At 59.4% G+C, this 22,301-nt stretch carries 20 protein-coding genes; 15 read left to right on the plus strand and 5 right to left on the minus strand.

Features of this window, described 5'->3' with window-relative positions:
- Positions 1-16: 16 nt before the first annotated feature.
- The 4 genes from ED236_RS12105 to ED236_RS12120 all read left to right on the plus strand — a co-directional run bounded on the left by ED236_RS12105 (position 17) and on the right by ED236_RS12120 (position 4,503).
- Positions 17-199 (plus strand): hypothetical protein, encoded by a 183-nt coding sequence (locus tag ED236_RS12105; RefSeq protein WP_123238243.1) that lies wholly within the window; start codon positions 17-19, stop codon positions 197-199.
- Between the two features lie 121 nt (positions 200-320).
- Positions 321-2,297 (plus strand): lytic transglycosylase domain-containing protein, encoded by a 1,977-nt coding sequence (locus tag ED236_RS12110; RefSeq protein ID WP_123238244.1) that lies wholly within the window; start codon positions 321-323, stop codon positions 2,295-2,297.
- Positions 2,298-2,353: 56 nt separating this feature from the next.
- Positions 2,354-3,292 (plus strand): complex I NDUFA9 subunit family protein, encoded by a 939-nt coding sequence (locus ED236_RS12115; protein WP_123238245.1) that lies wholly within the window; start codon positions 2,354-2,356, stop codon positions 3,290-3,292.
- Entirely contained in the window at positions 3,289-4,503 is a 1,215-nt protein-coding gene (locus ED236_RS12120) for a multifunctional CCA addition/repair protein (RefSeq protein WP_123238246.1), read from the plus strand. Before ED236_RS12115 ends, ED236_RS12120 begins: the two co-directional genes overlap by 4 nt.
- Positions 4,504-4,525: 22 nt before the next feature.
- On the opposite strand, the gene slmA is transcribed toward ED236_RS12120, so the two are convergent.
- The 3 genes from slmA to argB all read right to left on the minus strand — a co-directional run bounded on the left by slmA (position 4,526) and on the right by argB (position 6,755).
- The gene (gene slmA, locus ED236_RS12125; protein WP_123238247.1) at positions 4,526-5,089 is read right to left on the minus strand and encodes a nucleoid occlusion factor SlmA; all 564 of its coding nucleotides are present in this window, start codon (positions 5,087-5,089) and stop codon (positions 4,526-4,528) included.
- A 13-nt stretch (positions 5,090-5,102) separates the two neighbouring features.
- Positions 5,103-5,732: a pyrimidine 5'-nucleotidase gene (locus tag ED236_RS12130; protein WP_123238248.1), complete on the minus strand. Its 630-nt coding sequence runs from the start codon at positions 5,730-5,732 to the stop codon at positions 5,103-5,105.
- Between the two features lie 138 nt (positions 5,733-5,870).
- Positions 5,871-6,755: an acetylglutamate kinase gene (argB, locus tag ED236_RS12135; RefSeq protein ID WP_123238249.1), complete on the minus strand. Its 885-nt coding sequence runs from the start codon at positions 6,753-6,755 to the stop codon at positions 5,871-5,873.
- 190 nt (positions 6,756-6,945) lie between these two features.
- Here argB and ED236_RS12140 point away from each other — a divergent pair, with 190 nt between their 5' ends.
- Positions 6,946-8,619 carry a formate--tetrahydrofolate ligase gene (locus ED236_RS12140; RefSeq protein WP_123238250.1) on the plus strand — a complete coding sequence of 558 codons (1,674 nt, stop codon included), beginning with the start codon at positions 6,946-6,948 and terminating at the stop codon, positions 8,617-8,619.
- A 320-nt stretch (positions 8,620-8,939) separates the two neighbouring features.
- Here the strand turns inward: ED236_RS12140 and argA are convergent, their stop codons facing one another.
- Both argA and ED236_RS12150 read right to left on the minus strand, forming a co-directional pair.
- Positions 8,940-10,523, minus strand: a complete 1,584-nt coding sequence (gene argA / locus ED236_RS12145; RefSeq protein WP_123238251.1) for an amino-acid N-acetyltransferase — start codon at positions 10,521-10,523, stop codon at positions 8,940-8,942.
- Positions 10,524-10,599: 76 nt separating this feature from the next.
- A complete protein-coding gene (locus ED236_RS12150) occupies positions 10,600-11,337 on the minus strand; it encodes a 16S rRNA (uracil(1498)-N(3))-methyltransferase (protein WP_123238252.1) in 738 nt (245 codons plus the stop codon).
- A gap of 60 nt (positions 11,338-11,397) precedes the next feature.
- On the opposite strand from ED236_RS12150, the gene ED236_RS12155 reads away from it, so the two are divergent.
- The 10 genes from ED236_RS12155 to ppa all read left to right on the plus strand — a co-directional run bounded on the left by ED236_RS12155 (position 11,398) and on the right by ppa (position 22,045).
- Positions 11,398-11,964: a thioredoxin family protein gene (locus ED236_RS12155; protein ID WP_123238253.1), complete on the plus strand. Its 567-nt coding sequence runs from the start codon at positions 11,398-11,400 to the stop codon at positions 11,962-11,964.
- Between the two features lie 279 nt (positions 11,965-12,243).
- Positions 12,244-14,229: a transketolase gene (tkt, locus tag ED236_RS12160; protein WP_123238254.1), complete on the plus strand. Its 1,986-nt coding sequence runs from the start codon at positions 12,244-12,246 to the stop codon at positions 14,227-14,229.
- Positions 14,230-14,361: 132 nt separating this feature from the next.
- Positions 14,362-15,357, plus strand: a complete 996-nt coding sequence (gene gap / locus ED236_RS12165; RefSeq protein WP_123238274.1) for a type I glyceraldehyde-3-phosphate dehydrogenase — start codon at positions 14,362-14,364, stop codon at positions 15,355-15,357.
- A gap of 182 nt (positions 15,358-15,539) precedes the next feature.
- Positions 15,540-16,721 carry a phosphoglycerate kinase gene (locus tag ED236_RS12170; RefSeq protein WP_123238255.1) on the plus strand — a complete coding sequence of 394 codons (1,182 nt, stop codon included), beginning with the start codon at positions 15,540-15,542 and terminating at the stop codon, positions 16,719-16,721.
- Positions 16,722-16,954: 233 nt separating this feature from the next.
- Positions 16,955-18,406 carry a pyruvate kinase gene (gene pyk / locus ED236_RS12175; RefSeq protein ID WP_123238256.1) on the plus strand — a complete coding sequence of 484 codons (1,452 nt, stop codon included), beginning with the start codon at positions 16,955-16,957 and terminating at the stop codon, positions 18,404-18,406.
- Positions 18,407-18,453: 47 nt separating this feature from the next.
- Entirely contained in the window at positions 18,454-19,524 is a 1,071-nt protein-coding gene (fba, locus tag ED236_RS12180; RefSeq protein ID WP_123238257.1) for a class II fructose-bisphosphate aldolase, read from the plus strand.
- Positions 19,525-19,649: 125 nt separating this feature from the next.
- Positions 19,650-20,546 (plus strand): phosphoribosylaminoimidazolesuccinocarboxamide synthase, encoded by an 897-nt coding sequence (locus ED236_RS12185; protein ID WP_123238258.1) that lies wholly within the window; start codon positions 19,650-19,652, stop codon positions 20,544-20,546.
- Positions 20,547-20,593: 47 nt separating this feature from the next.
- Positions 20,594-20,836, plus strand: a complete 243-nt coding sequence (locus tag ED236_RS12190; protein ID WP_420820427.1) for a YkvA family protein — start codon at positions 20,594-20,596, stop codon at positions 20,834-20,836.
- Positions 20,823-21,458: a carbonic anhydrase gene (locus tag ED236_RS12195; protein ID WP_123238260.1), complete on the plus strand. Its 636-nt coding sequence runs from the start codon at positions 20,823-20,825 to the stop codon at positions 21,456-21,458. The genes ED236_RS12190 and ED236_RS12195 overlap by 14 nt, the downstream gene beginning before the upstream one ends.
- 38 nt (positions 21,459-21,496) lie before the next feature.
- Positions 21,497-22,045 (plus strand): inorganic diphosphatase, encoded by a 549-nt coding sequence (gene ppa, locus ED236_RS12200; protein ID WP_123238261.1) that lies wholly within the window; start codon positions 21,497-21,499, stop codon positions 22,043-22,045.
- Positions 22,046-22,301: the final 256 nt, after the last annotated feature.

Below are 22,301 nucleotides of genomic sequence, written 5' to 3' on the forward strand. Positions count from 1 at the left end.
TCAGGGGATACAGAGCATGTTGGTATTCCGTCTTGTTCTGGTCATCGCGCTGGTCGCCGTCACGGTGAGTATCGGTGTCTATCTGCTCAGTGGTGATCGCCGCTACCTGCGCTTTTCCTGGCAGCTGGTCAAATTCAGTGCCGTGCTGCTGCTGATCGGTGGTGTGCTGTTCGCTTTAGGGCGCATCATTCTGTATTAGTCATTCTTTATTGGTCGTGCTGCATCAGTAAAGCGCAGACCAACGTTTTGAAACAATAGCCGTCTGTCATCTCGGTCAGGGCGGGTGGTCATTTAAGTGCAGCTTAGTGTGAGGCAGGACAATGAAGTTGGCATGGGTGTGGATAGGGTTGCTGCTGATCAGCGCAGGTACTGCGGCCAGCCAGGAGGCCAGGGCCGACGATGCCCTGTTCGAACAAGCCAGAGCAGCCTATAAAAAGCAGGATGCCCGCCTGCTGGCCGAGCAGTTGCGTGTACTGCAGGCGGAGAACCACCTGCTGGCTCCCTATGCGGATTACTGGCTCACGCTGCTGCAACTGCAGAACCTTGATAACAGCCGGGTACATGCTTTTCTCGACCAGTATGCGGACTTCCCATTCGCTGACCGCCTGCGCGGCGAATGGTTGAAATCCATAGGCAAATACGAAGACTGGCCGACTTATTTCAACGAGCTGCCCAGATTCCAGCGCGAGGATCAGGCCATACAGTGTTACACCTTGCTGGGTGCAGCCGAGACCGGGCGCGCCGGTTGGCAGCAGGCGCTGCAGCAGGCACGCAGCCTGTGGTTTAGCGCCAAGGACCAACCCGCGATCTGCAATCAGGTATACACGCGCATGCAGCAGGAAGGCGTGCTGAGTAGTGACGATCTGTGGCAACGCGTGCGTCTGGCGCTGCAGGAAAACAATATCGCGCTGGCCAGCCATGTGCTGAAGCGGCTGGATCAGGCCGGTGCGCCTAACCTTAAGCGTCTCAATCTGGCCAGCCAGAACCCTTCGCGCCTGCTGGACGACAAATCCCTGAACCTGAAAAACCGTTTCGACCGTGAGCTGGCCTTGTTCGCACTGGACCGTCTGGCGCGCGTCGATACGGTGCAGGCCATGTCCCGCCTCAACCGGCTGACAGCCCTGGACTCAGCGGACACCCGCCATGCCTATGCGCGCCTTGCCATGTACGGCGCGCGCAAACACGACCCCCTGGCGCTGAGCTGGTATCAGCAGGCTGGCCAGACGCCGCTGGATGCCGAACAGCAGGCCTGGAAAGCCAGGGCCGCCATGCGCGTACAGGACTGGCTGCTGCTGGAGCGCACCATAGACAGCATGGACAATGCACAGCAGAACGAACTGGGCTGGCGCTACTGGCGCGCGCGCGCGCTCAAAGAGCAGCAGAAGATCGCCCCAGCCAACGCCATCTTTGTCGAGTTGTCACATGAGCATAACTATTACGGCTTGCTGGCCAGGGAGGAGCTGGGCGAAACCATGAGTGCCCCGGCAGCCACCTATAAAGCGCCGGAACAAGAGGTGCGTCAGGTGCTGCAGTTGCCGGGCATACAGCGCGCCATGGCCTTGCAGCGTCTGGATATGCGCACCGAGGCGCGTCAGGAGTGGAACTGGGCGATACGCGATTTCAGCGACCAGCAACTGATCGCGGCGGCCGAAGTGGCTGCGCGTCAGGGCTGGCTGGACATGGCCATCAATACCGCAGAAAAGACCCGCCTCACGCATGATTTCGCACTGCGTTACCCCACGCCTTATCGCGAGACGCTGCAAAGCTACGCACGCGAGAACGGTCTGGAAGTGGCCTGGATCTACGGCCTCATCCGTCAGGAGAGCCGCTTCGTGCAAGTGGCAAAATCCAGCGCCGGTGCCTCCGGCCTGATGCAGGTGATGCCGGCGACAGCCAAATGGATCGCCAAACGGCTTGGCTTCGACAGTTTTCAGCCTGCCATGATCAACGAGCTGGAAACTAATCTGCGCTTCGGTACCCATTATCTGCGTTACACCATGGACCGCATGGACGGGTATGCGGTGATGGCGACGGCGGCTTACAATGCCGGGCCGGGACGGCCCAAACGCTGGCTGGCTGAACAGCCGCTGGATGGCACTATCTATGCCGAGAACATCCCGTTCACGGAAACACGTGACTATGTCAAAAAAGTCATGGCAAACTCGGTGTTTTACGCACAGCGTCTGGGTGCGGCCACCCCTACATTGAAACAGCGCATGGGGGTCATTCCGGGCTGGAATCAGGCGCTGGCACCTGGTGGCGACGCGCCCGCCGTGGAAAGCGTACCAGCAGAATAATCAGCGCCTTGCGGCGCACAACCATAGCAAAAACTTAGCAAAGGGTCGTTGGGATCATGAAGCACGTGGTGGTATTGGGAGGTTCGGGGTTTGTCGGCAGCGCCATCGTACACAGGCTGAGTGCTGCCGGGCATGCGGTGCGTGTACTGAGTCGCAGACGCGAGCGTGCCAAGCACCTGATCCTGTTACCGAATGTACAGGTGTTCGAGGGCGACATCCGTGATGATGTGGTGCTGGGCGCTATCCTGCGTGGCGCCGATGCCGTCATCAATCTGATCGGCGTCCTGCACGATCAGGCAGACGGCGGTTTCGATGCCCTGCATGCCGAATTGCCAAGCCGTCTGGTCGCCCTGTGCCGCTCGCGGCAGGTGCCGCGTCTGTTGCATATGAGTGCGCTGCAGGTCAGTGCAGACGCGCCCAGTGCCTATCTGCGTTCCAAAGCGGCTGGCGAGGCGCAGGTGCTGGCTGCCCAGGATCTGCAGGTCACCGTCTTCCGCCCCTCGGTGATCTTCGGGCGCGGCGACAGCTTTTTAAGCCTGTTCGCCAACCTGGTCCGCTTGTTGCCTGCCGTGGTGCTGGCCAAGCCGGATGCACGCTTTCAGCCGGTATGGGTGGAAGATGTGGCGCAGGCTTTCCTGCTCAGTCTGGACGATGTGGCTACCCATGGCCAGATCTACGAACTGGGCGGGCCACGCGTGTATACGCTGCGCCAGTTGATCGAGTTCGTGATGTTCGTGCTGGACAAGCGCCGCGTCATCCTGGGCCTCAACGACAAGCTGTCCTACCTGCAAGCCTGGGCGATGGAAAAGCTGCCGGTCAAACTGATGACGCGTGACAACCTGGCTTCCATGCAGGTGGACAGCGTCTGCAGCGGGCCTTTCCCTGCCGTGTTCGACTTCCAGCCGACTGCGCTGGAAGTGGTCGCGCCCGGCTACCTGTCGGATCAGAACCTGCAGACCAGCTACCAGCAGTTCCGCAGCAAAGCGGGGCGATGAAGAGCTACCGCGTCGGTGGCGCTGTCCGCGACGCCCTGCTTGGCCTGCCGGTCAAGGATGTCGACTACGTGGTGGTGGGTGCCACGCCTGAACAGATGGTGGCATTGGGTTACCGGCCGGTAGGCAAGGATTTCCCGGTATTCCTGCACCCGCACACCCATCAGGAATATGCCCTGGCGCGCACCGAGCGCAAGACCGCCAAGGGCTACAAAGGCTTTCAGGTGCATGCCGCACCCGAGGTCACGCTGGAGCAGGACCTGGCCCGCCGTGACCTGACGGTGAATGCCATCGCCGAGGATGAACATGGCCAGCTCATCGACCCGTTCAACGGCCAGCGTGACCTGCAGGCGCGCGTGCTGCGCCACGTCAGCCCGGCCTTCAGTGAAGACCCGGTACGCATCCTGCGCGCGGCGCGTTTTGCGGCGCGTTTCCATGATTTCACCGTGGCCGACGAGACCATGCAGCTGATGCATGACATGGTGCAGGCGGGTGAAGTGGATGCGCTGGTGCCGGAGCGGGTGTGGCAGGAGCTCGCCAAAGGCCTGATGGAAGCCAAACCTTCACGCATGTTCGAGGCGCTGCGGGCCTGCGGTGCCTTGCAGCGCATCCTGCCTGAGTTGGACCGCCTATGGGGTGTGCCGCAGCCCGAAAAATACCACCCCGAGGTGGATACCGGCGTGCACGTGATGCTGGTGGTCGACTATGCCGCCAGCCAGCAGCACAACCTGCCTGTGCGTTTCGCTGCACTGACCCATGATCTGGGTAAAGGCACCACACCAGCCGATATGCTGCCACGCCATATCGGCCATGAAGAGCGCAGTGCCGAGTTGCTCAAAACCGTATGTGAGCGCTTGCGTGTTCCCAATGACTGCCGTGATCTCGCCTACATCGTGGCGCGTTTCCATGGCAAGGTACACCGTGCCGAAGAGATGCGCGCCGATACCCTGATGCGCTTGTTGCAGGACACCGATGCGCTGCGTCAGCCCGAGCGCTTCAAGGCCATGCTGCTAGCCTGTGTATGTGATGCACGTGGCCGTACCGGCTTTGAACAGGCGGCTTACCCGCAGGCCGACAGACTGTTGACGGTGCTACAGGCCGCGCAGGCTGTGGATGCAGGGCAGATCGCGCGTCAACTGGATGACGTGGCGCAGATCAAGGATGCCGTGTTTGCTGCACGGGTAGCAGCGATTAAGCGAGCGCTTACTGACTAGCCCACGCTTGCACGCTGAGGTTTCAGCCGTTGATCAGCATGCTGAGCTGCTGCTGCATGAATTCCATGGGTTTACGTTTGAAGCCGCTCTTGGCGAACTGCTGCCAGCGCCCGATCACAAAACACAGTAGCAGGTTGGCCTGGGCTTCCGGTTCCAACGTGCGGCCGGTCTGCGCTTCGGCGATGCGCAGGCTTTGCTTGAGCGTGGATTCCACGCGGTCATACAATTGGTTGATGCGCGCCTGCAGGCGGTCGTCTTCATTCACCAGCGCGTCGCCGATCAGCACACGTGTCATGCCCGGGTTCTTTTCCGCGAACAGCAGCATCACGGTGAGCATGCGCCTTACCTGCTTCAAGCCTTCTTCTTCCTCGCTGCTGATCTTGTTAAGCAGGCCGAACAGGCTGAGCTCGATGAATTCGATCAGGCCTTCGAACATCTGCGCCTTGCTGGCGAAATGCCGGTACAGCGCGGCTTCGCTGACCTCCAGCCTGGCGGCCAGTGCGGCCGTGGTGATCTTCTCGTGCTTGGGGGCTTCCAGCATCTTGGCGAGGATCTCGAGGATCTGTTGTTTGCGTTCACCAGCCATGGTGGGTTCCTTGTTATAGCTTGATTCGGTTGAGCTTGAGCACGCTGCGCAGGCGCGCGTCCACAAAGCTGGGTTTACATAAGCGCCTGGAGATCAGCACGGTTTTCATGCCCAGCCGTTTGGCGGTCATCAGCGCTTGCGCGTTGTCTTCCATCATCACGCAATCGGCCGGCCTGGCCTTGATGCGCCGCAACACGGCACTGAAGCCGCGCAACGAAGGCTTGGGGTGGAAACGCGTCGATTCCACGCTGCATACCTGATCGAACAGGCCGTCTATCCCCATCAGCTTCAATACGCGCAAAGCATACCGCATGGGCGCGTTAGTGAATACTACCTTACGTCCGGGCAGGCGCTGGATGCAGTGCCGCAGGCGCTGACTGCGGATCACCATCTGTTCCAGATCCGGAAATTGATGCGTGACATGCAGAAAATGCGCGGGCTTGATGCCGTGATGCCGGGTCAACCCGCGCATGGTGGCGCCGTAGATGCGCCAGTAATGGCGGCGCAGCGCATGGGCATCTTCCTCGTTGAGTTCCAGATGGTCCATGATGTATTGCGTCATGGCCTGGTTCATCACCGGGAAGATGTGGGCCGATGCGTCGTGCAGTGTGTCATCCAGATCAAAGATCCAGGTGCGTGTCATCGGTCTGGTTCCTGTGCGGGGCTAGCGCTGTCGTTATCACCTTGACCATGAGTTTTCCGCCTGTTCGCAACAGCCGAAGCCAGGTGCAGCGTCAAACAGGCGTGTAAAAGTTGCCTGGCCTCGAGTGAGTGGCCTGGGTTACTTGGCCTTGATCAGCGTACCCACCCCTTCGTCGGTTAGCACTTCCAGCAGCAGCGCGTGTTCCACGCGGCCATCGATGATGTGCACGGATTTCACACCGCTGCGCGCCGCGTCCAGTGCCGAGCTGATCTTGGGCAGCATGCCGCCCGACAGCGTGCCGTCCGCCACCAGGTCGTCGATCTGCTTGGGGGTGAGGCCGGTGAGCAGGGTGCCGGCTTTGTCCAGCACGCCTGGCGTGTTGGTCAGCAGGATGAGCTTTTCTGCACCGAGGATCTCGGCCAGCTTGCCAGCCACCACGTCAGCGTTGATGTTGTAAGTCTCGCCTTGCGGGCCCACGCCTATGGGCGCGATCACCGGGATGAAGTCGCCGCTGTCCAGAAAGTTGATGATGCTGGGGTCGATGGCGGTGATGTCGCCCACGCTGCCGATATCGATCATCTGACCCGGCTGGTCCTTGTCGGCGATGAGCAGTTTCTCGGCGTGGATGAAGTTGCCGTCCTGCCCGGTAAGGCCCACCGCCTTGCCGCCGTTGCGGTTGATCAGGTTGACGATCTCTTTATTGACGTGGCCGCCCAGCACCATTTCCACGATGTCCATGGTCTCTTCATCGGTGACACGCATGCCCTGGATGAACACGCCCTTTTTACCCAGCTTGTCCAGCATGTCGTTGATCTGCGGGCCGCCGCCATGCACCACCACCGGGTTCATGCCCACCAGCTTGAGCAGCACCACGTCCTGCGCGAAGCATTGCTTGAGGTGTTCATCGGTCATGGCGTTACCGCCGTATTTGATCACGATGGTCTTGTCGAAGAAGCGCTTGATGTAGGGCAGGGCTTCTGCCAGGGTCTGCGCTTTTTGCACGGCGGTGGTTTCGTTCAGCATAAGGGTGAGTTCCAGGCTATGGTCATGCGGTCAAAAAGGATGAAGCAGTTAAAAAGATACAGCATCAGCAGGGCGTCAAAAAGCACCGCGCCGCGCTGCCATGATAAGGGTATTTGATGACAATATTTTACCTTGAATCGTCCTCGCGGCCAGTGTTCTAATACCGGTACACCCTCAGGGAATTCTGACCATGCCGTCCGACATCGCCATCGCCCAGCAAGCGCAGTTGAACAAGGTCAGTCAGATCGCGCAGGCGCTGGGGTTGAACGAAGCCTCGGTCGAGCCTTACGGCCACTACAAGGCCAAGATCGAGCCCGCACTCAACCCGCAATTGCAGGCGCGCGCTGATGGCAGGCTGATCCTGGTCACCGCCATCAGCCCCACACCAGCCGGGGAGGGTAAGACCACCACCACGGTGGGGCTGGGCGATGCACTCAACCATATCGGCAAGCGTGCCATGGTGTGCTTGCGTGAGCCTGCGCTGGGGCCGGTGTTCGGCATGAAGGGCGGCGCGGCGGGCGGCGGTTACGCGCAGGTGGTGCCCATGGAAGACATCAACCTGCATTTCACCGGTGATTTCGCCGCTGTCGCGCTGGCGCACAACCTGCTGTCGGCCATGATAGACAACCATATCCATCACGGTAACGCGCTCGGCATAGACCCGCGTCAGGTCAGCTGGAAGCGGGTGATGGACATGAACGACCGTGCGCTGCGCCAGATCGTGGTGGGCTTGGGTGGCAAGGTCAACGGTCAGGCGCGCGAGGATGGCTTCGATATCGTAGTGGCGTCCGAGGTGATGGCCATCCTGTGTCTGTGTGACGATCTGGCTGACCTCAAACAGCGCCTCGGCCATATCGTCATCGGTTACGGCTTTGCCGGGCAGGCCATCACCGCAAGCGCTCTGCAGGCGCATGGTGCCATGGCGGTGCTGCTCAAGAACGCCATCAAACCCAATCTGGTGCAGACCCTGGAACACACGCCAGCACTCATCCATGGCGGGCCTTTCGCCAATATCGCACACGGCTGCAATTCCGTGATCGCCACGCGGCTGGCGCTCAAGCTGGCCGATTATGTGGTGACCGAAGCCGGTTTTGGCGCCGACCTGGGGGCCGAGAAGTTCATCGACATCAAGTGCCGTAAATCCGGCTTGCGGCCTGCTGCTGCCGTCATCGTGGCGACCGTGCGCGCGCTCAAATACCATGGTGGAGTGGACCTGACCGCGCTGGCACAGCTCAACCTGCCTGCCTTGCTGGCGGGCATCGCCAATCTGCAACGTCATGTGCACAACCTGCAGCAGACCTTCGGCCTGCCTTGCGTGGTGGCCATCAACCGCTTTACTCAGGACACGGACGCCGAACTGGCCTTGCTGGCCGAGCAGATGGCCGCGCTGGGCGTGCGTGTGGTGCTGGCCGAGCACTGGGCCAAAGGCGGGGCCGGGGCGGCGGCGCTGGCAGAAGAAGTGGTGCGCCTGACCGAGGCAGCACCCACGCCGCTAAGGTTCGCCTACGAAGACGCGGACACGCTGTGGGAAAAGATGCACAAGCTGGCCACACGCATCTACGGCGCAGCGGATATCTTTGCGGCACGCCGCATCCGCGAGCAGATCGACAAGCTGCAGCAGGATGGTTATGGGCATTACCCGGTGTGTGTGGCCAAGACCCAGTATTCGTTTTCCACCGATGCTGCGCTGCGTGGTGCCCCCAGTGGCCACCGCGTGACCATACGCGAAGTGCGGCTCTGTGCCGGGGCCGAGTTCATCGTGATGGTATGCGACGACATCATGACCATGCCCGGCCTGCCCAAAGTGCCGTGTGCGACGCGCATCGATATCGACGCGGCAGGCCATGTGGTCGGCCTGTTCTGATGATCAACTTTATTCGCTGAGTGGTGGGTGGCTTGCCGCGTCATGGTGTGCAAGACACTGGCATGCAGCGACATGGCCACAGGCAAAAAAAGAGCGACCCAGATGTGCTGATGGAAACGTGCACATCAAAGGCCGCGATACGAGGAGAGAGAGGATATGCACGCGCCGGCAACGCCAGCCTGTGTCAGATCACGGATATCAACATGAGGCCGGGCGGCAGGATTTCAAGGCGTGCACAGTGGCTAACCCCTTTTTCGTGCAACTTGCGCTAGCGCCAGGGCCATCCCAACCAGCCTGAACTGCCCGCCTGTTCAGGCTGGTCAGATCTTTTTCACGAACACCTTGGAGCGGCGCTGGAAGTTATACAGCTGCTGTTTGGCCGGGGGCAGTTCATTCACATCGGTTTCTACAAAGCCGCGTTCCAGGAACCAGTGTTCAGTGCGTGTGGTGAGCACGAACAAGGCACGGATGCCGCGTTCGCGCGCCTGTTCTTCGCTGTATTTGAGCAGCCGGTCACCACGGCCGCCGCGCCGGAAGTTGCGATGCACGGCCACGCAGGCCAGCTCGGCCTTGCGGTCGTCCGGGAACGGGTACAGCGCGGCACAAGCGATGATGACGCCATCATGCTCCATCACGAAAAAGTGGCTGATCTCCATCTCCAGCCGCTCGCGTCCGCGCCGCACCAGAATGCCCTCGGCTTCCATGGGTTCTATCAGTTGCAGGATGCCGCCCACGTCGCCGATCTCGGCCTGCCGCATGGTTTCCAGTGGCTCTTCGGTGATCATGGTGCCGATGCCGTCGTGCGTGAACAGTTCCTGCACGATGGCGCCATCCACATGGCGGCTGATCAGATGCGTGCGTGCCACGCCACCATCACAGGCGCGCACGGCGGCCGGCAGGTAATAGCCCTCGTCTTCGCTGAAGTTCTGCGGTGTTTGGTCGGCGCCGGTCTTGTCATCGATATTGCGCAACAGATTGCGTGCCTTGTGCGCGGTCATCTCGCGCAGCAGTTCGCCGCGTGCGTTATGCACACCGGGCGCATCCATGAGGAAGATCAGCTTGTCCGCGTCCAGCGCGATGGCGGCGCTCACCGCCACGTCTTCCAGTGTCAGGTTGAACACCTCGCCTGTGGGGGAGTAACCCAGTGGCGACAGCAGCACCAGTTCGCCGTCATCCAGGCGCTTGCGGATGCCGATCTCGTCCACTTTGCGGACTTCGCCGGTGTGCTGCAGGTCCACGCCGTTGCGCACGCCCAGCGGTTTGGCAGTGACGAAGTTGCCGCTGGCGACGCGGATATCCGCGCCCGCCATGGGCGAGTTGATGAGCCCCATGGACAGCAGTGCTTCGATCTCCACACGCACCGCGCCGTTGGCTTCTTTCACCGCCTGCATGGCATCGTCGTCGGTGACGCGCAGGCCGTCCACCAGCCGCGTCTCGATGTGCGCCCGTTTCAGGCGTGACTCGATCTGCGGGCGCACGCCATGCACCAGCACCAGCCGCACTTCCAGGCTGGCCAGCAGGTTGAGGTCATGCGACAGCGCCACGAACTGGCCGTCATCGACCACCTCGCCACCGAAAGCGATCACAAAGGTGCGGCCACCGAAGGCGTGGATATAAGGCGCTGCGGAGCGGAACCAGCGCACGAATTCCTGCGGCTGCAGCAGGTTGAGGCGCGGGCTGGCGGACGCAGAAAGACCGCTGGCGCTTTCGGTCTGCGCATACAGGTAGGCCGGTGTGCAGTCCAGAGCGGCACACAAGCGCATCAGCATGGCTTCGGACACGCCTTGCGTGCCACGTTCGATGCGCGACAGGTTGCCGCTGTCGGCGTCCACACGTACAGCCAGTTCCTGCAGGGTGAGGTCTAGCGCTTTGCGCCGTTTGCGCAGGGCGTTGCCTATGGACATGGGGAAAAACCTTGAATTTGCATATAGCGCATATTATTTGGAAAATAATAGTTAAGCGCAATACTTTTGCTGAAAATCAGGCGGAAAAATCGCCCCAAAGGGTTTGTATTGCGGATATTGCTGCAATTGGCGCAGTTTCCGTGCGCAGGATGCGCTGCCCCAGACGTACCGGAATGAAGCCATGCTGGCTGGCCAGCGTGATCTCGTCCTGCGTGAGCCCGCCCTCGGCACCGATCAGCAGGCAGATGTCGGTCTCCGGTTTGGCGAGCTGATGCAGGCATTGTTCCGCCACGGGCGACAGGGTCAGTCGCAATTGCGGAGCGGTATTGCGTACCAGCCAGTCACTCAGTGACAGTGGTGCGCTGACCTCGGGCACGATGGCCCGGCCGGATTGTTCGCAGGCGGAGATCACCACGTTCTGCCAGTGTTCACGGCGTTTTTCGGCGCGTTCGCCGCTAAGCTTGACCATGCTGCGCTGGCTGGCGATGGGCTGGATCGCTGTCACGCCCAGCTCGACCGATTTCTGTATGCTGAAATCCATGCGGTCACCGGTGGAGATGGCCTGCGCCAGGGTGATGCGCAAAGGCGATTCACGCTCATTGACCAGCACGCTGCTGATCTTGACGTTCACCTCGTGCTTGCCCACGCTGGTCAGTGTGCACAGATAATCGTTGCCGTCGCCGTTGAATAAAATGGCTTCATGGCCAACCTGCATGCGCAGCGCGCGACTGGCGTGCGTGGCGGCATTGTCGGGCAGGCGCAGCTGGCTGCCGGGAGCGAGTTTTTCCGGGACATGAAAACGTGGCAGTGACATGGGGTCTGCAGACGGTCGGTGATAAAATAGAGCTCAATTCTAAATCAAGGAGTTCTGCTGATGGTAAGCCTCAACCCTCCCGTCTGTGATTTTGGCTGGAAAGCCCCGGATTTCAACTTGCTGGGTGTCGATGGCAGGCAATGGACGCTGGCCGATGCGGCAGGCCCCAACGGTACCGTGGTGATGTTCATCTGCAACCATTGTCCTTATGTGAAATCCATACGCGAGCGTCTGGTGGCGGATTTCCGCGAGCTGCGCTCGCTTGGTATCCATGCCGTGGCGATCTCCTCCAACGATACGGTCAATTACCCGGACGATTCCTACGACAACATGAAGCGGATCGCCAGTGAGTATGGCTTCCCTTTTCCTTACCTCATCGATGACACGCAAGAGGTGGCCAAGGCCTATGGCGCGGTGTGCACGCCGGACTTCTTCGGCTTCAATGCTGGTTTCGAGTTGCAGTACCGTGGCCGTTTTGATGATGCGCGTCGCGAGCTGAACCCGGCGCCAAGTTCGCGTGACCTGTTCCAGGCCATGAAGCTGGTGGCGGAAACCGGACAGGGGCCGCGCGAGCAGATCGCCTCCATCGGATGCTCGATCAAATGGCTGGAAGATGCGGCTGGTTGATCTACTGCTTGCTAGGGCAACGCAGGCTTGCAGTTGCCGAAAATCGGCTTCTGGGCAATAATTCGGGTATAACCCTGATTAGCAAATAAGTATTAAGTGCGTGCATCAAGCGTGAACAAAAATAATAAGCCGCTTGGCGACAGCACATCGTCGTAAACAAGCCGCCTTGGCAAGTCTGTCATACAGGGGAATTCCAGGAAATTCAAAGGATCGCTGCTCCGAATCTCATCGGGGGCGGCCTTTTTTACAACCACGGTTTGATGAGAATGGGAGATTCAAATGGCAACTCGTAATGATCTGTGCAATGCCATCCGCGCGCTGTCGATGGATGCCGTGCAGAAGGCCAATTCCGGCCACCCAGGCGCGCCTATGGGCATGGCCGAAATCGCTGAAGTAGTATGGAACCACAACCTGAGCCACAACCCGACCAACCCGAACTGGTCCAACCGCGACCGTTTCGTGCTGTCCAACGGCCACGGTTCCATGCTGATCTACTCCCTGCTGCACCTGACCGGCTATGACGTCAGCATCGACGACATCAAGACCTTCCGTCAATTGCATTCCAAGTGTGCAGGTCACCCTGAATACCACTACGCGCCAGGCGTAGAAACCACCACCGGTCCTCTGGGCCAGGGTATCGCCAACGGCGTCGGTTTCGCCATGGCAGAAAAACTGCTGGCTGACCAGTTCAACAAGCCAGGCCACGACATCGTTGACCACTACACCTACGTGTTCCTGGGCGACGGCTGCATGATGGAAGGCGTTTCTCACGAAGCCTGTGCACTGGCCGGTACCTGGGGTCTGGGCAAGCTGGTGGCATTCTGGGATGACAACGGCATTTCCATCGACGGCCATATCGAAGGCTGGTACACCGATGACACCGCTGGTCGTTTCGAATCCTACGGCTGGCACGTTCAGTCTGTAGACGGTCACGATGCCGCTGCGATCCAGGCCGCTGTGGACGCTGCCAAGAAGGTCACCGACAAGCCATCCCTGATCTGCTGCAAGACCATCATCGGCAAGGGCTCCCCGAACAAGTCCGGCAGCCATGACTGCCACGGTTCCGCACTGGGTGACGCTGAAGTTGCCGCCACGCGTGCCGCTATCGGCTGGCCGCATGAGCCATTCGTGATCCCTGCCGACGTTTACGCTGGTTGGGACGCCAAGGCCAAGGGCGCTGCTGCTGAAGCGGCCTGGAACGCCAAGTTCGCTGCTTACGCTGCTGCATTCCCTGCAGAAGCCGCTGAATTCAAGCGCCGCATGGCCGGTGAACTGCCAGCTAACTGGAAAGCATTGACTGACGCAATCATCGCTGAAACGAACGAAAAAGCTGAAAAACTGGCTACTCGTCAAGCTTCACAAAAAGCAATTACAGCCTTGGCTCCAATCTTGCCAGAGTTCCTGGGCGGCTCTGCTGACTTGACAGGTTCTAACCTGACAGCGGCTAAAGAGTTCAAACACGTCAGTGGTAAAGAGCCAGGCAACTATATCTCTTACGGTGTACGTGAGTTCGGTATGGCGGCGATCATGAACGGTATGGCATTGCACGGTGGTTTGTTGCCATACGGCGGTACTTTCCACATGTTCTCTGACTACATGAAGAACGGCATGCGTATGTCTGCGTTGATGCATCAACGCGTCGTTTACGTATTGACCCATGACTCCATCGGCCAGGGTGAAGACGGTCCTACTCACCAACCAGTAGAAAACACTTCAGGTCTGCGCTATATCCCTCGTATGGATGTATGGCGTCCAGCTGACTCTACAGAAACCACCGTTGCGTGGGTTGCTGCAGTAGAGCGTACTGAAGGCCCAACCAGCTTGGTATTGAGCCGTCAGGCAGTGCCAGGCATCAAACACGACAGCAAACACTTTGACCTGATTCGCAAGGGTGGTTATGTGTTCTCTGACGTGGACGGTAAAGCCGATGTCATCATCATCGCCAACGGTTCCGAGTTGGATCTGGCCGTGCAAGCTGCGGCTGAGTTGAACGCGGCTGGTACCAAAGTGCGCGTGGTTTCCATGCCATCCACTAACGTATTCGACCGTCAAGACCAGGCTTACAAAGACAGCGTGCTGACTCCAGGCGTGAAGCGTGTCGCGGTTGAAGCGGCGCACCCTGACTTCTGGCGCAAGTATGTTGGTCTGGAAGGTGCAGTCGTGGGTATCGAAACCTTCGGTGAATCCGCTCCTGGCGGCGTACTGCTGAAGCACTTCGGTTTCACGGTAGAAAACGTAGTGAATACTGTTAAGTCCGTGCTGTAATTGACGTATTGACGACGTAGCTCAACATAAGGCACCTTTCGGGGTGCCTTATTTGTTTGTTGCGCCTGTTTTGATGCAGGGTGTGGTTAATGCGTCATGGCAAACTGATCGTATCAAATTGAAGGAAAAATGATGGCAATCAAAGTAGGTATCAATGGGTTCGGTCGTATCGGCCGTATGGTGTTCCGTGCAGCGGTCAAGGATTTTCCCGAGATCGAAGTGGTCGCGATCAACGACCTGCTGGAACCGGATTATCTGGCGTACATGCTCAAGCACGACTCCGTGCATGGCCGCTTCAAGGGTGAGGTGGCCGTAGAGGGCAACCATCTGGTGGTGAATGGCAAGACCATACGCCTGACTGCCGAGAAAGACCCCGCCAATCTGAAATGGAATGAAGCGGGTGTGGACATCGTGATCGAATGTACCGGCTTTTTCCTGACCGAAGAAACCTGCCAGAAGCACATCGACGCAGGTGCCAAAAAAGTGGTGCAATCGGCACCCTCCAAGGATGACACGCCCATGTTCGTGTACGGCGTCAACCACGAATCCTACAAGGGCGAGGCCATCGTGTCGGCGGCTTCCTGCACTACCAACGGCCTGGCGCCAGTGGCCAAGGTACTGCATGACAACTTCGGTATCAAACGTGGCCTGATGACCACGGTGCACGCGGCAACTGCCACGCAAAAGACCGTGGATGGCCCATCCAACAAGGATTGGCGCGGCGGCCGTGGCATTCTGGAAAACATCATCCCGTCTTCCACCGGTGCTGCCAAGGCCGTGGGCAAGGTGATCCCGTCCCTGAACAAGAAGCTGACCGGCATGGCGTTCCGCATTCCGACTTCTGACGTATCGGTGGTGGATCTGACCGTGGAGCTTGAAAAAGAAACCAGCTACGAGCAGATCTGCGCGGTCATGAAAGCGGCCTCCGAAGGCCCGCTGAAGGGCGTGCTGGGTTACACCAACGACAAGGTGGTTTCCACTGACTTCCGTGGCGAGACTTGCCCATCCGTGTTCGATGCCGATGCCGGTATCCAGCTGGATCCGACCTTTGTGAAGGTGGTGGCCTGGTATGACAACGAATATGGCTATACCTGTAATCTCATGCGCTTAGTGCAACATATTTCTTGATCATGGCCTGCGGCGGCGCATGACGGCGTTGCGCAGTGCTCGCTTCCTCGCCTGCCTGATAGGTAGGTCTCGGTCGCTGCGCGCTGCGCGCCTTGTCCTGCATCCGCCTCGTCACATGATTTGAGTGGCATGGGCTGAGGCGTATGACCTAAGCTATAACAGAAAAACTGGGAGTAGAAATCATGGCTGTAATCAAAATGACCGACCTGGATCTCAAGGGCAAGCGCGTGTTCATCCGTGCCGACCTGAACGTGCCGGTCAGTGACGGCAAGGTCACCTCCGATGCACGCATCACCGCGTCCATGCCGACCATCGAGTTTGCCTTGAATGCCGGTGCCAAGGTCATGGTGACCTCGCACCTGGGCCGCCCGGAAGAGGGCGTGTATTCCGAAGAGAACTCGCTGAAGCCGGTCGCGGATGTGATCGCGGCCAAGCTGGGTAAGCCGGTGCGCCTGGTCAAGGACTGGGTGGACGGCGGTTTCGAGGTCGCCGATGGCGAGCTGGTGCTGCTGGAGAATTGCCGTTTCAACAAGGGCGAGAAAAAGAGCCTGGATGAAACGTCACAAAAATACGCGAAACTGTGCGATATCTTTGTCATGGATGCCTTTGGTACTGCGCACCGTGCTGAAGCGTCCACGCATGGCGTGGCCAAGTTCGCGCCCATCGCGGCGGCCGGCATCCTGCTGGTGGGCGAGCTGGATGCACTGACCAAGGCCTTGCTGAACCCGGCCCGCCCCATGGTGGCCATCGTTGGTGGGTCCAAGGTGTCCACCAAGCTGACCGTGCTGGAAAGCCTGGCCGAAAAAGTGGACCAGATGGTGGTGGGCGGTGGCATCGCCAATACTTTCCTCAAGGCGGCAGGCCATGAAGTAGGCAAGTCGCTGTGCGAGAATGATCTGGTGCCCACGGCGCAGGCACTGATGAGCAAGATGTCCCAACGTGGTGCAGCCGTGCCGATCGCGGTGGACGTGGTGTGTGGCAAGAAATTCGATGCCAACGAGCCTGCCGTGCTGAAGGACGCGGGTGCCGTGGCTGAAGATGACATGATCTTCGACATTGGCCCGAAATCTGCTCAGGAATTGGCAGACATCATCATGAACGCTGCGACAGTGGTGTGGAACGGCCCGGTCGGTGTGTTCGAGTTCGACCAGTTCGGTGCGGGCACCAAGACGATTGCCGAAGCTATTGCCAACACCAAGGCCTTTACCTTGGCAGGTGGCGGCGACACCATCGCTGCGATCCAGAAGTACGACATCTACGATCAGGTATCGTATATCTCGACCGCAGGGGGTGCGTTCCTGGAGTTCCTCGAAGGCAAGACCTTGCCTGCGGTGGAGATTCTGGAGCAACGCGCCCAAGGGTGATGTAACAGCCTGAGTACCTTGTATGATGAAAGGGCTCGCAAGAGCCCTTTTGTGTTTGAGGCCCAGTATTGAGGCCATACTGTTGAGGCCCTAGTATTGAGACCCTAGTGTTGTCGCAAGTGCTTTTGTCGCCGCTTGAATATGCGTTGCCAATATGTGCTGCAATGACTGGCAATCCCGTCATGCCGGTCTGGCTGGATGACCTGTTGATTTGAAGGTATTGAAGGATAAAATTGACCTTACGTAAAACCAAGATCGTCGCCACGCTGGGGCCTGCTTCCAGCAGCGAAGAGATGCTGGCCCGCATGATCATGGCCGGTGTGGATGTGGTGCGACTCAATTTCTCGCATGGCAGCGCGCAAGACCATATCCAGCGTGCGGCGCTGGTGCGTAGCATCGCCCTTAAACTTGGCCGCCCGGTGGGTGTGCTGTGTGACCTGCAGGGCCCCAAGATACGCATCGGTAAATTCGAGCATGGCAATATCCTGCTGGCCGCGGGTGATCCTTTCATTCTGGATGCCCGATGCAAGCTGGGTGACCAGCAGCGTGTCGGGCTGGACTACAAGACCCTGCCGCAGGAAGTGGCGGCTGGCACCGTGCTGTTACTTGATGATGGCCGTATCGTCATGACGGTGCAGTCGGTGCAGGGCGCAGAAGTGCATTGCAAGGTCAACAACGGTGGTGTGCTGTCCAGCAACAAAGGCATCAACCGCAAGGGCGGTGGGCTGGCCGCTGCTGCACTGACCGAAAAGGATAAAGACGACATCAAGACGGCCGTGGCGCTGGAGGCGGATTTCATCGCCTTGTCGTTCCCGCGTGACGGCAATGATGTGCGTGAAGCGCGTGCGCTGGTCGAGAAAGCGGGCGGCACGGCCAGCATCGTGGCCAAGATCGAGCGCGCCGAAGCTATCGACGCGCTGGAAGAGATCATCGAAGCCTCGGATGTGATCATGGTGGCGCGTGGCGACCTGGGCGTGGAAGTCGGCGAGGCCGCCGTGCCCGGCCTGCAGAAACGCATGATCCGCATGGCACGTGCGCAGAACAAGGTGGTGATCACCGCCACGCAGATGATGGAATCCATGATCAGCAGCCCGATCCCGACGCGCGCCGAGGTGTCGGATGTGGCCAATGCGGTGCTGGATGGCACGGATGCGGTGATGCTGTCAGCAGAGAGCGCGGTAGGGCAGTATCCGCTGGAGACCGTTGCGGCCATGCACAGGATCTGCATCGAGGCCGAGAAAGAATACGACGCACAACGTTTGCCGTATCAGGCCAACCCTGAATTCCAGCGCAACGACGAAGCCATCGCCATGGCGGCCGTGTACACCGCCAAGCATTTGCAGGTGAAGGCCATCGCCGCATTGACACAGTCCGGCACGGCCGCGCAGTTGCTGTCGCGTGCCGATACCTCGGTGCCGATCTACGCACTGTCACCAGAAAAAACCGCGCGCCGCAAACTCACCCTTTACCGTGGTGTACATCCGTTCCCCATCTATCAGGCTGGCAAGGACCGCGATGACCTGTTGCTGGAGATGGAACAGGTGTTGCTGCGTAACGGCGTGGTGCAGGAGGGCGATCTGGTGCTGCTTACCTTTGGCGAGCCTATCGGACGTGCGGGCGGTACCAACACCATGAAGATCGTGCGCGTGCGTGAGCATGCCTGGCAGGAAGGCCGCACCCCATGAACTGGAGCACGCTATGAGCCGGAGCACGCGATGAGTTGGAGTACCTTATGGCACTGATCTCCTTGCGGCAACTGCTGGACCACGCTGCCGAGCATGGCTATGGCGTGCCAGCCTTCAACGTCAGCAATATGGAGCAGATGCACGCCATCCTGCAGGCGGCTGACGCCTGCAACAGCCCGGTCATCATGCAGGGCTCGGTGGGTGCGCGTAACTATGCGGGCGAAGCCTTCCTGCGCCATCTGGTTGCGGCGGCGGTGGAAGCCTACCCGCACATTCCCATCGTCATGCATCAGGACCATGGCGCCAGCCCGGCCATCTGCATGCAGGCGATCCGCTCCGGTTTCACCAGTGTGATGATGGACGGTTCGCTGCGCGAAGACATGAAAACCCCGTCGGATTTCGACTACAACGTGGCGGTGACCGCCAGGGTGGTGGAGGTGGCGCATGCGGTGGGGGTGTCGGTGGAAGGCGAGATCGGCGTGCTGGGTTCGCTGGAATCGCGGCTGGCAGGCAAGGAAGACGGTCATGGTGCCGAAGGCAAGCTGGATCACAGCCAGTTGCTCACCGACCCGGACGAGGCGGCCGAATTCGTGCGTCAAACCCAGGTGGACGCACTGGCCATCGCCATCGGTACTTCGCACGGGGCCTACAAGTTCTCACGCCCGCCTACCGGCGAGATTTTGTCCATAGACCGCGTCAAAGCCATCCACGCGCGCATTCCGAACACGCATCTGGTCATGCATGGCTCATCTTCGGTGCCGCAGGAATGGCGCGACATCATCAATGCGCATGGTGGCGACCTGCCGCCGACCTGGGGCGTGCCCGTGGACGAGATCGTGGAAGGCATCCGCCATGGCGTGCGCAAGGTCAACATCGACACCGACCTGCGCATGGCCTTCACCGGCGCGGTGCGCCGCTTCATGCAGGCCCCGGGCAACACGCGTGAGATCGACCCACGCAAATTCCTGCAGGCGGGTGTGAGCGCCATGCGGGCTATCTGCCAGGCACGTTACGAAGCCTTCGGCTCGGCTGGCATGGCAGCGCGCATCCAGCCACTCAGCACCGATGCGATGGCCTTGCGTTACCGCAGCGGCGAGCTGATGGCCAGCGTGCGCTGATGCACGTGTTTGCACTATGTGTACTGCTGGACGTGTACTGATGACCGTGCTGCTGCGCATGCGCGGTTTTTGGCACATGGCTGCACCGTTGTATAATCCAGCTTGACTCAATTCGAGGATTTACGGTGAACCCGCCTTTATTGCAAAGCAGCATCTCCAGTTTGCGCCTGCTGCACCGTGGCAAGGTGCGCGACCTGTACGATGTGGACGCCAACACCATGTTGCTGATCGCCACGGACCGCTTGTCTGCGTTCGATGTGGTATTGCCTACGCCCATCCCGGACAAGGGCGCCATCCTCACGCAGATCGCCAATTTCTGGTTCGACAAGCTCGGCCATGTCATCCCCAACCACTTGACCGGTGCCGACCCCATGAGCGTGGTCAGCGACCCGGTTGAAAAAGCCCAGCTCGGACCACGCGCCCTGCTGGTGAAAAAGCTCAAGCCCTTGCCGATCGAGGCCATCGTGCGTGGCTATCTGGTCGGTTCCGGCTGGAAGGAATACAAGGCCAGCGGCACGGTATGTGGCATCCCTTTGCCAGCCGGCCTGCAGGAAGCGGCCAAGTTGCCGCAGCCACTCTTCACCCCATCCAGCAAGGCGGCCGTGGGCGACCATGACGAGAACATCACGCTGGACCGTGCCGCAGAGCTGCTGGGCAAAGAGCTGGCCGAAAAAGTGGCGCAGGTGAGTATCCAGCTGTATAGCGAAGCGGCAGCTTACGCGCTCACGCGTGGCATCATCATCGCTGACACCAAGTTCGAATTCGGCCTGGATGAAGCCGGCCAGTTGTATCTGATCGACGAAGCGCTGACGCCGGATTCGTCGCGCTTCTGGCCTGCAGACCAGTACGTGCCGGGCAAGAACCCGCCCAGCTATGACAAGCAGTATGTGCGGGACTGGCTGGAATCCACCGGTTGGAACAAGACCCCTCCCGGCCCGGCCTTGCCGGATGAAGTGGCCAGCAAGACCGGCGACAAATACCGGGAGGCTTATTTCAGGTTGACCGGGAAAACCTTCCGCTGAAACAGGCGCTAAAGCAGATCGCACAGCAGCTCAAATTCGAGCTGCGTGTGTATCAGCGGGTGCTCAAACACCCGCAAACGCCCTGGCTGGCGCGCCTGTTGTTGTGGCTGGCCATAGGCTATGTGTTATTACCATTTGATCTGATCCCGGATTTCATCCCGGTGATCGGGCAACTGGACGAGGTGCTGATCGTGCCGGGCCTGATTTATCTGGCACTGAAGCTTATTCCATCACAGGTGATCATCATCTGTCGCGAGCAAGTAAAAAGAGAACAACATGACAGAATTTGAAAAACTCATCGACGGTTACCGTCGTTTCCACGCTAACTATTTCATCGCCGACGAGCAGCAGCTGTTCGCTGAACTGAGTCAGGGGCAGAAACCCAGCACGCTGGTGATCGCCTGCTCCGACTCCCGCGTCGATCCCGCCATCGTCATGGATTGCAAACCCGGCGACCTGTTCGTGGTGCGCAACGTAGCCAACCTGGTGCCCCCTTATGAGCAGGGCGGCGGATATCACGGCGTCAGTGCCGCGCTGGAGTTCGGGGTGTGCGCGCTAGGCGTGGAGCACATCGTGGTGCTCGGTCACCGTCAATGCGGTGGCATCAAGGCTCTGTTCGAAGGCATCCCGGAAGGTCTGCCGGGTGAATTCATCACCCCCTGGGTCAACATGGCCAGACGCGCCGAGCAGCGTGTGAATGCAGATTTCCCCCATCTCAGTGCGGCCGACAAGCTGTGTCAGTGTGAAATGGCGGCCATCATCGTGTCGCTGGATAACCTGCGCACCTTCCCGTGGATCAAGTCGCGTCTCGACAGCGGCAAAATCAAATTGCACGGCTGGTATTTCGACATCATGAACGGCGCCATGCTCAACTATGACCAGGATACCTTGACCTATAAGGCCCTCACCTAATCACGTATAATCTTTGACTTTTTGGAACGCTACGCCCTATGTCTCTCAATCTGGTTTCTTCCGGTAATTCGCTGCCTGACGACTTCAATGTCATCATCGAGATCCCCATGCAGGGTGATCCCGTCAAATATGAAGTAGACAAGGACAGCGGTGCCATTTTTGTTGACCGCTTCATGGGTACTTCCATGCAGTATCCCACCAACTACGGTTATATTCCGCACACCTTGTCAGACGATGGCGACCCGGTCGATGTGCTGGTGCTCACCCCAGTGCCCCTGTTGCCAGGCGTGGTGGTGCGTTGCCGCCCGCTGGGCGTGATGCTGATGGAAGATGAAGCCGGTCTGGACGCCAAGGTGCTGGCTGTACCGGTGCCCAAGGTGTGTGGCCTGTACGGACACCTGAAAACCTATCAGGACGTGTCCGAATGGCGCCTTAACATGATCGCGCACTTTTTCGAACACTATAAGGATCTGGACAAGGGTAAGTGGGTCAAGATCAATGGCTGGGGCGGTCTGGAAGAAGCGCGCAAAGAGATCATCGAAGGTGTGGAGCGTTACAACGCGGCAGAGGTCAAGCCTGCGTTCTAGTGCGTTGACGAACTGCAGTGCATGGACGAACTGCATGTCACAAATTGATAAAAAAGCCGGGGCGACCCGGCTTTTTTATCGCCGCTAACCCGTCCTGAAACAGACCAGCCAGGGCGGACTCGCCTTAGGTGTAGTAGTCGCGACCCGATCTGACAGACACCCGATTTGACGGAAGTGACTGTCAGATCAAATTCAGATGTTCAATGTAGTGATTTTATCGTGCCACGCCTCCTTTCCGTCAATTAGCGTTTGCATC

This window comes from Pseudomethylobacillus aquaticus, assembly GCF_003730115.1.
Lineage (GTDB): Bacteria > Pseudomonadota > Gammaproteobacteria > Burkholderiales > Methylophilaceae > Pseudomethylobacillus > Pseudomethylobacillus aquaticus.

Bases quoted from the DNA above. Each gene is read 5' to 3' on its own strand.
- ED236_RS12105 (WP_123238243.1), top strand. From the start codon at position 17: ATGTTGGTATTCCGTCTTGTTCTGGTCATCGCGCTGGTCGCCGTCACG.
- ED236_RS12110 (WP_123238244.1), top strand. From the start codon at position 321: ATGAAGTTGGCATGGGTGTGGATAGGGTTGCTGCTGATCAGCGCAGGT.
- ED236_RS12115 (WP_123238245.1), top strand. From the start codon at position 2,354: ATGAAGCACGTGGTGGTATTGGGAGGTTCGGGGTTTGTCGGCAGCGCC.
- ED236_RS12120 (WP_123238246.1), top strand. From the start codon at position 3,289: ATGAAGAGCTACCGCGTCGGTGGCGCTGTCCGCGACGCCCTGCTTGGC.
- slmA (WP_123238247.1), bottom strand. From the start codon at position 5,089: ATGGCTGGTGAACGCAAACAACAGATCCTCGAGATCCTCGCCAAGATG.
- ED236_RS12130 (WP_123238248.1), bottom strand. From the start codon at position 5,732: ATGACACGCACCTGGATCTTTGATCTGGATGACACACTGCACGACGCA.
- argB (WP_123238249.1), bottom strand. From the start codon at position 6,755: ATGCTGAACGAAACCACCGCCGTGCAAAAAGCGCAGACCCTGGCAGAA.
- ED236_RS12140 (WP_123238250.1), top strand. From the start codon at position 6,946: ATGCCGTCCGACATCGCCATCGCCCAGCAAGCGCAGTTGAACAAGGTC.
- argA (WP_123238251.1), bottom strand. From the start codon at position 10,523: ATGTCCATAGGCAACGCCCTGCGCAAACGGCGCAAAGCGCTAGACCTC.
- ED236_RS12150 (WP_123238252.1), bottom strand. From the start codon at position 11,337: ATGTCACTGCCACGTTTTCATGTCCCGGAAAAACTCGCTCCCGGCAGC.
- ED236_RS12155 (WP_123238253.1), top strand. From the start codon at position 11,398: ATGGTAAGCCTCAACCCTCCCGTCTGTGATTTTGGCTGGAAAGCCCCG.
- tkt (WP_123238254.1), top strand. From the start codon at position 12,244: ATGGCAACTCGTAATGATCTGTGCAATGCCATCCGCGCGCTGTCGATG.
- gap (WP_123238274.1), top strand. From the start codon at position 14,362: ATGGCAATCAAAGTAGGTATCAATGGGTTCGGTCGTATCGGCCGTATG.
- ED236_RS12170 (WP_123238255.1), top strand. From the start codon at position 15,540: ATGGCTGTAATCAAAATGACCGACCTGGATCTCAAGGGCAAGCGCGTG.
- fba (WP_123238257.1), top strand. From the start codon at position 18,454: ATGGCACTGATCTCCTTGCGGCAACTGCTGGACCACGCTGCCGAGCAT.
- ED236_RS12195 (WP_123238260.1), top strand. From the start codon at position 20,823: ATGACAGAATTTGAAAAACTCATCGACGGTTACCGTCGTTTCCACGCT.
- ppa (WP_123238261.1), top strand. From the start codon at position 21,497: ATGTCTCTCAATCTGGTTTCTTCCGGTAATTCGCTGCCTGACGACTTC.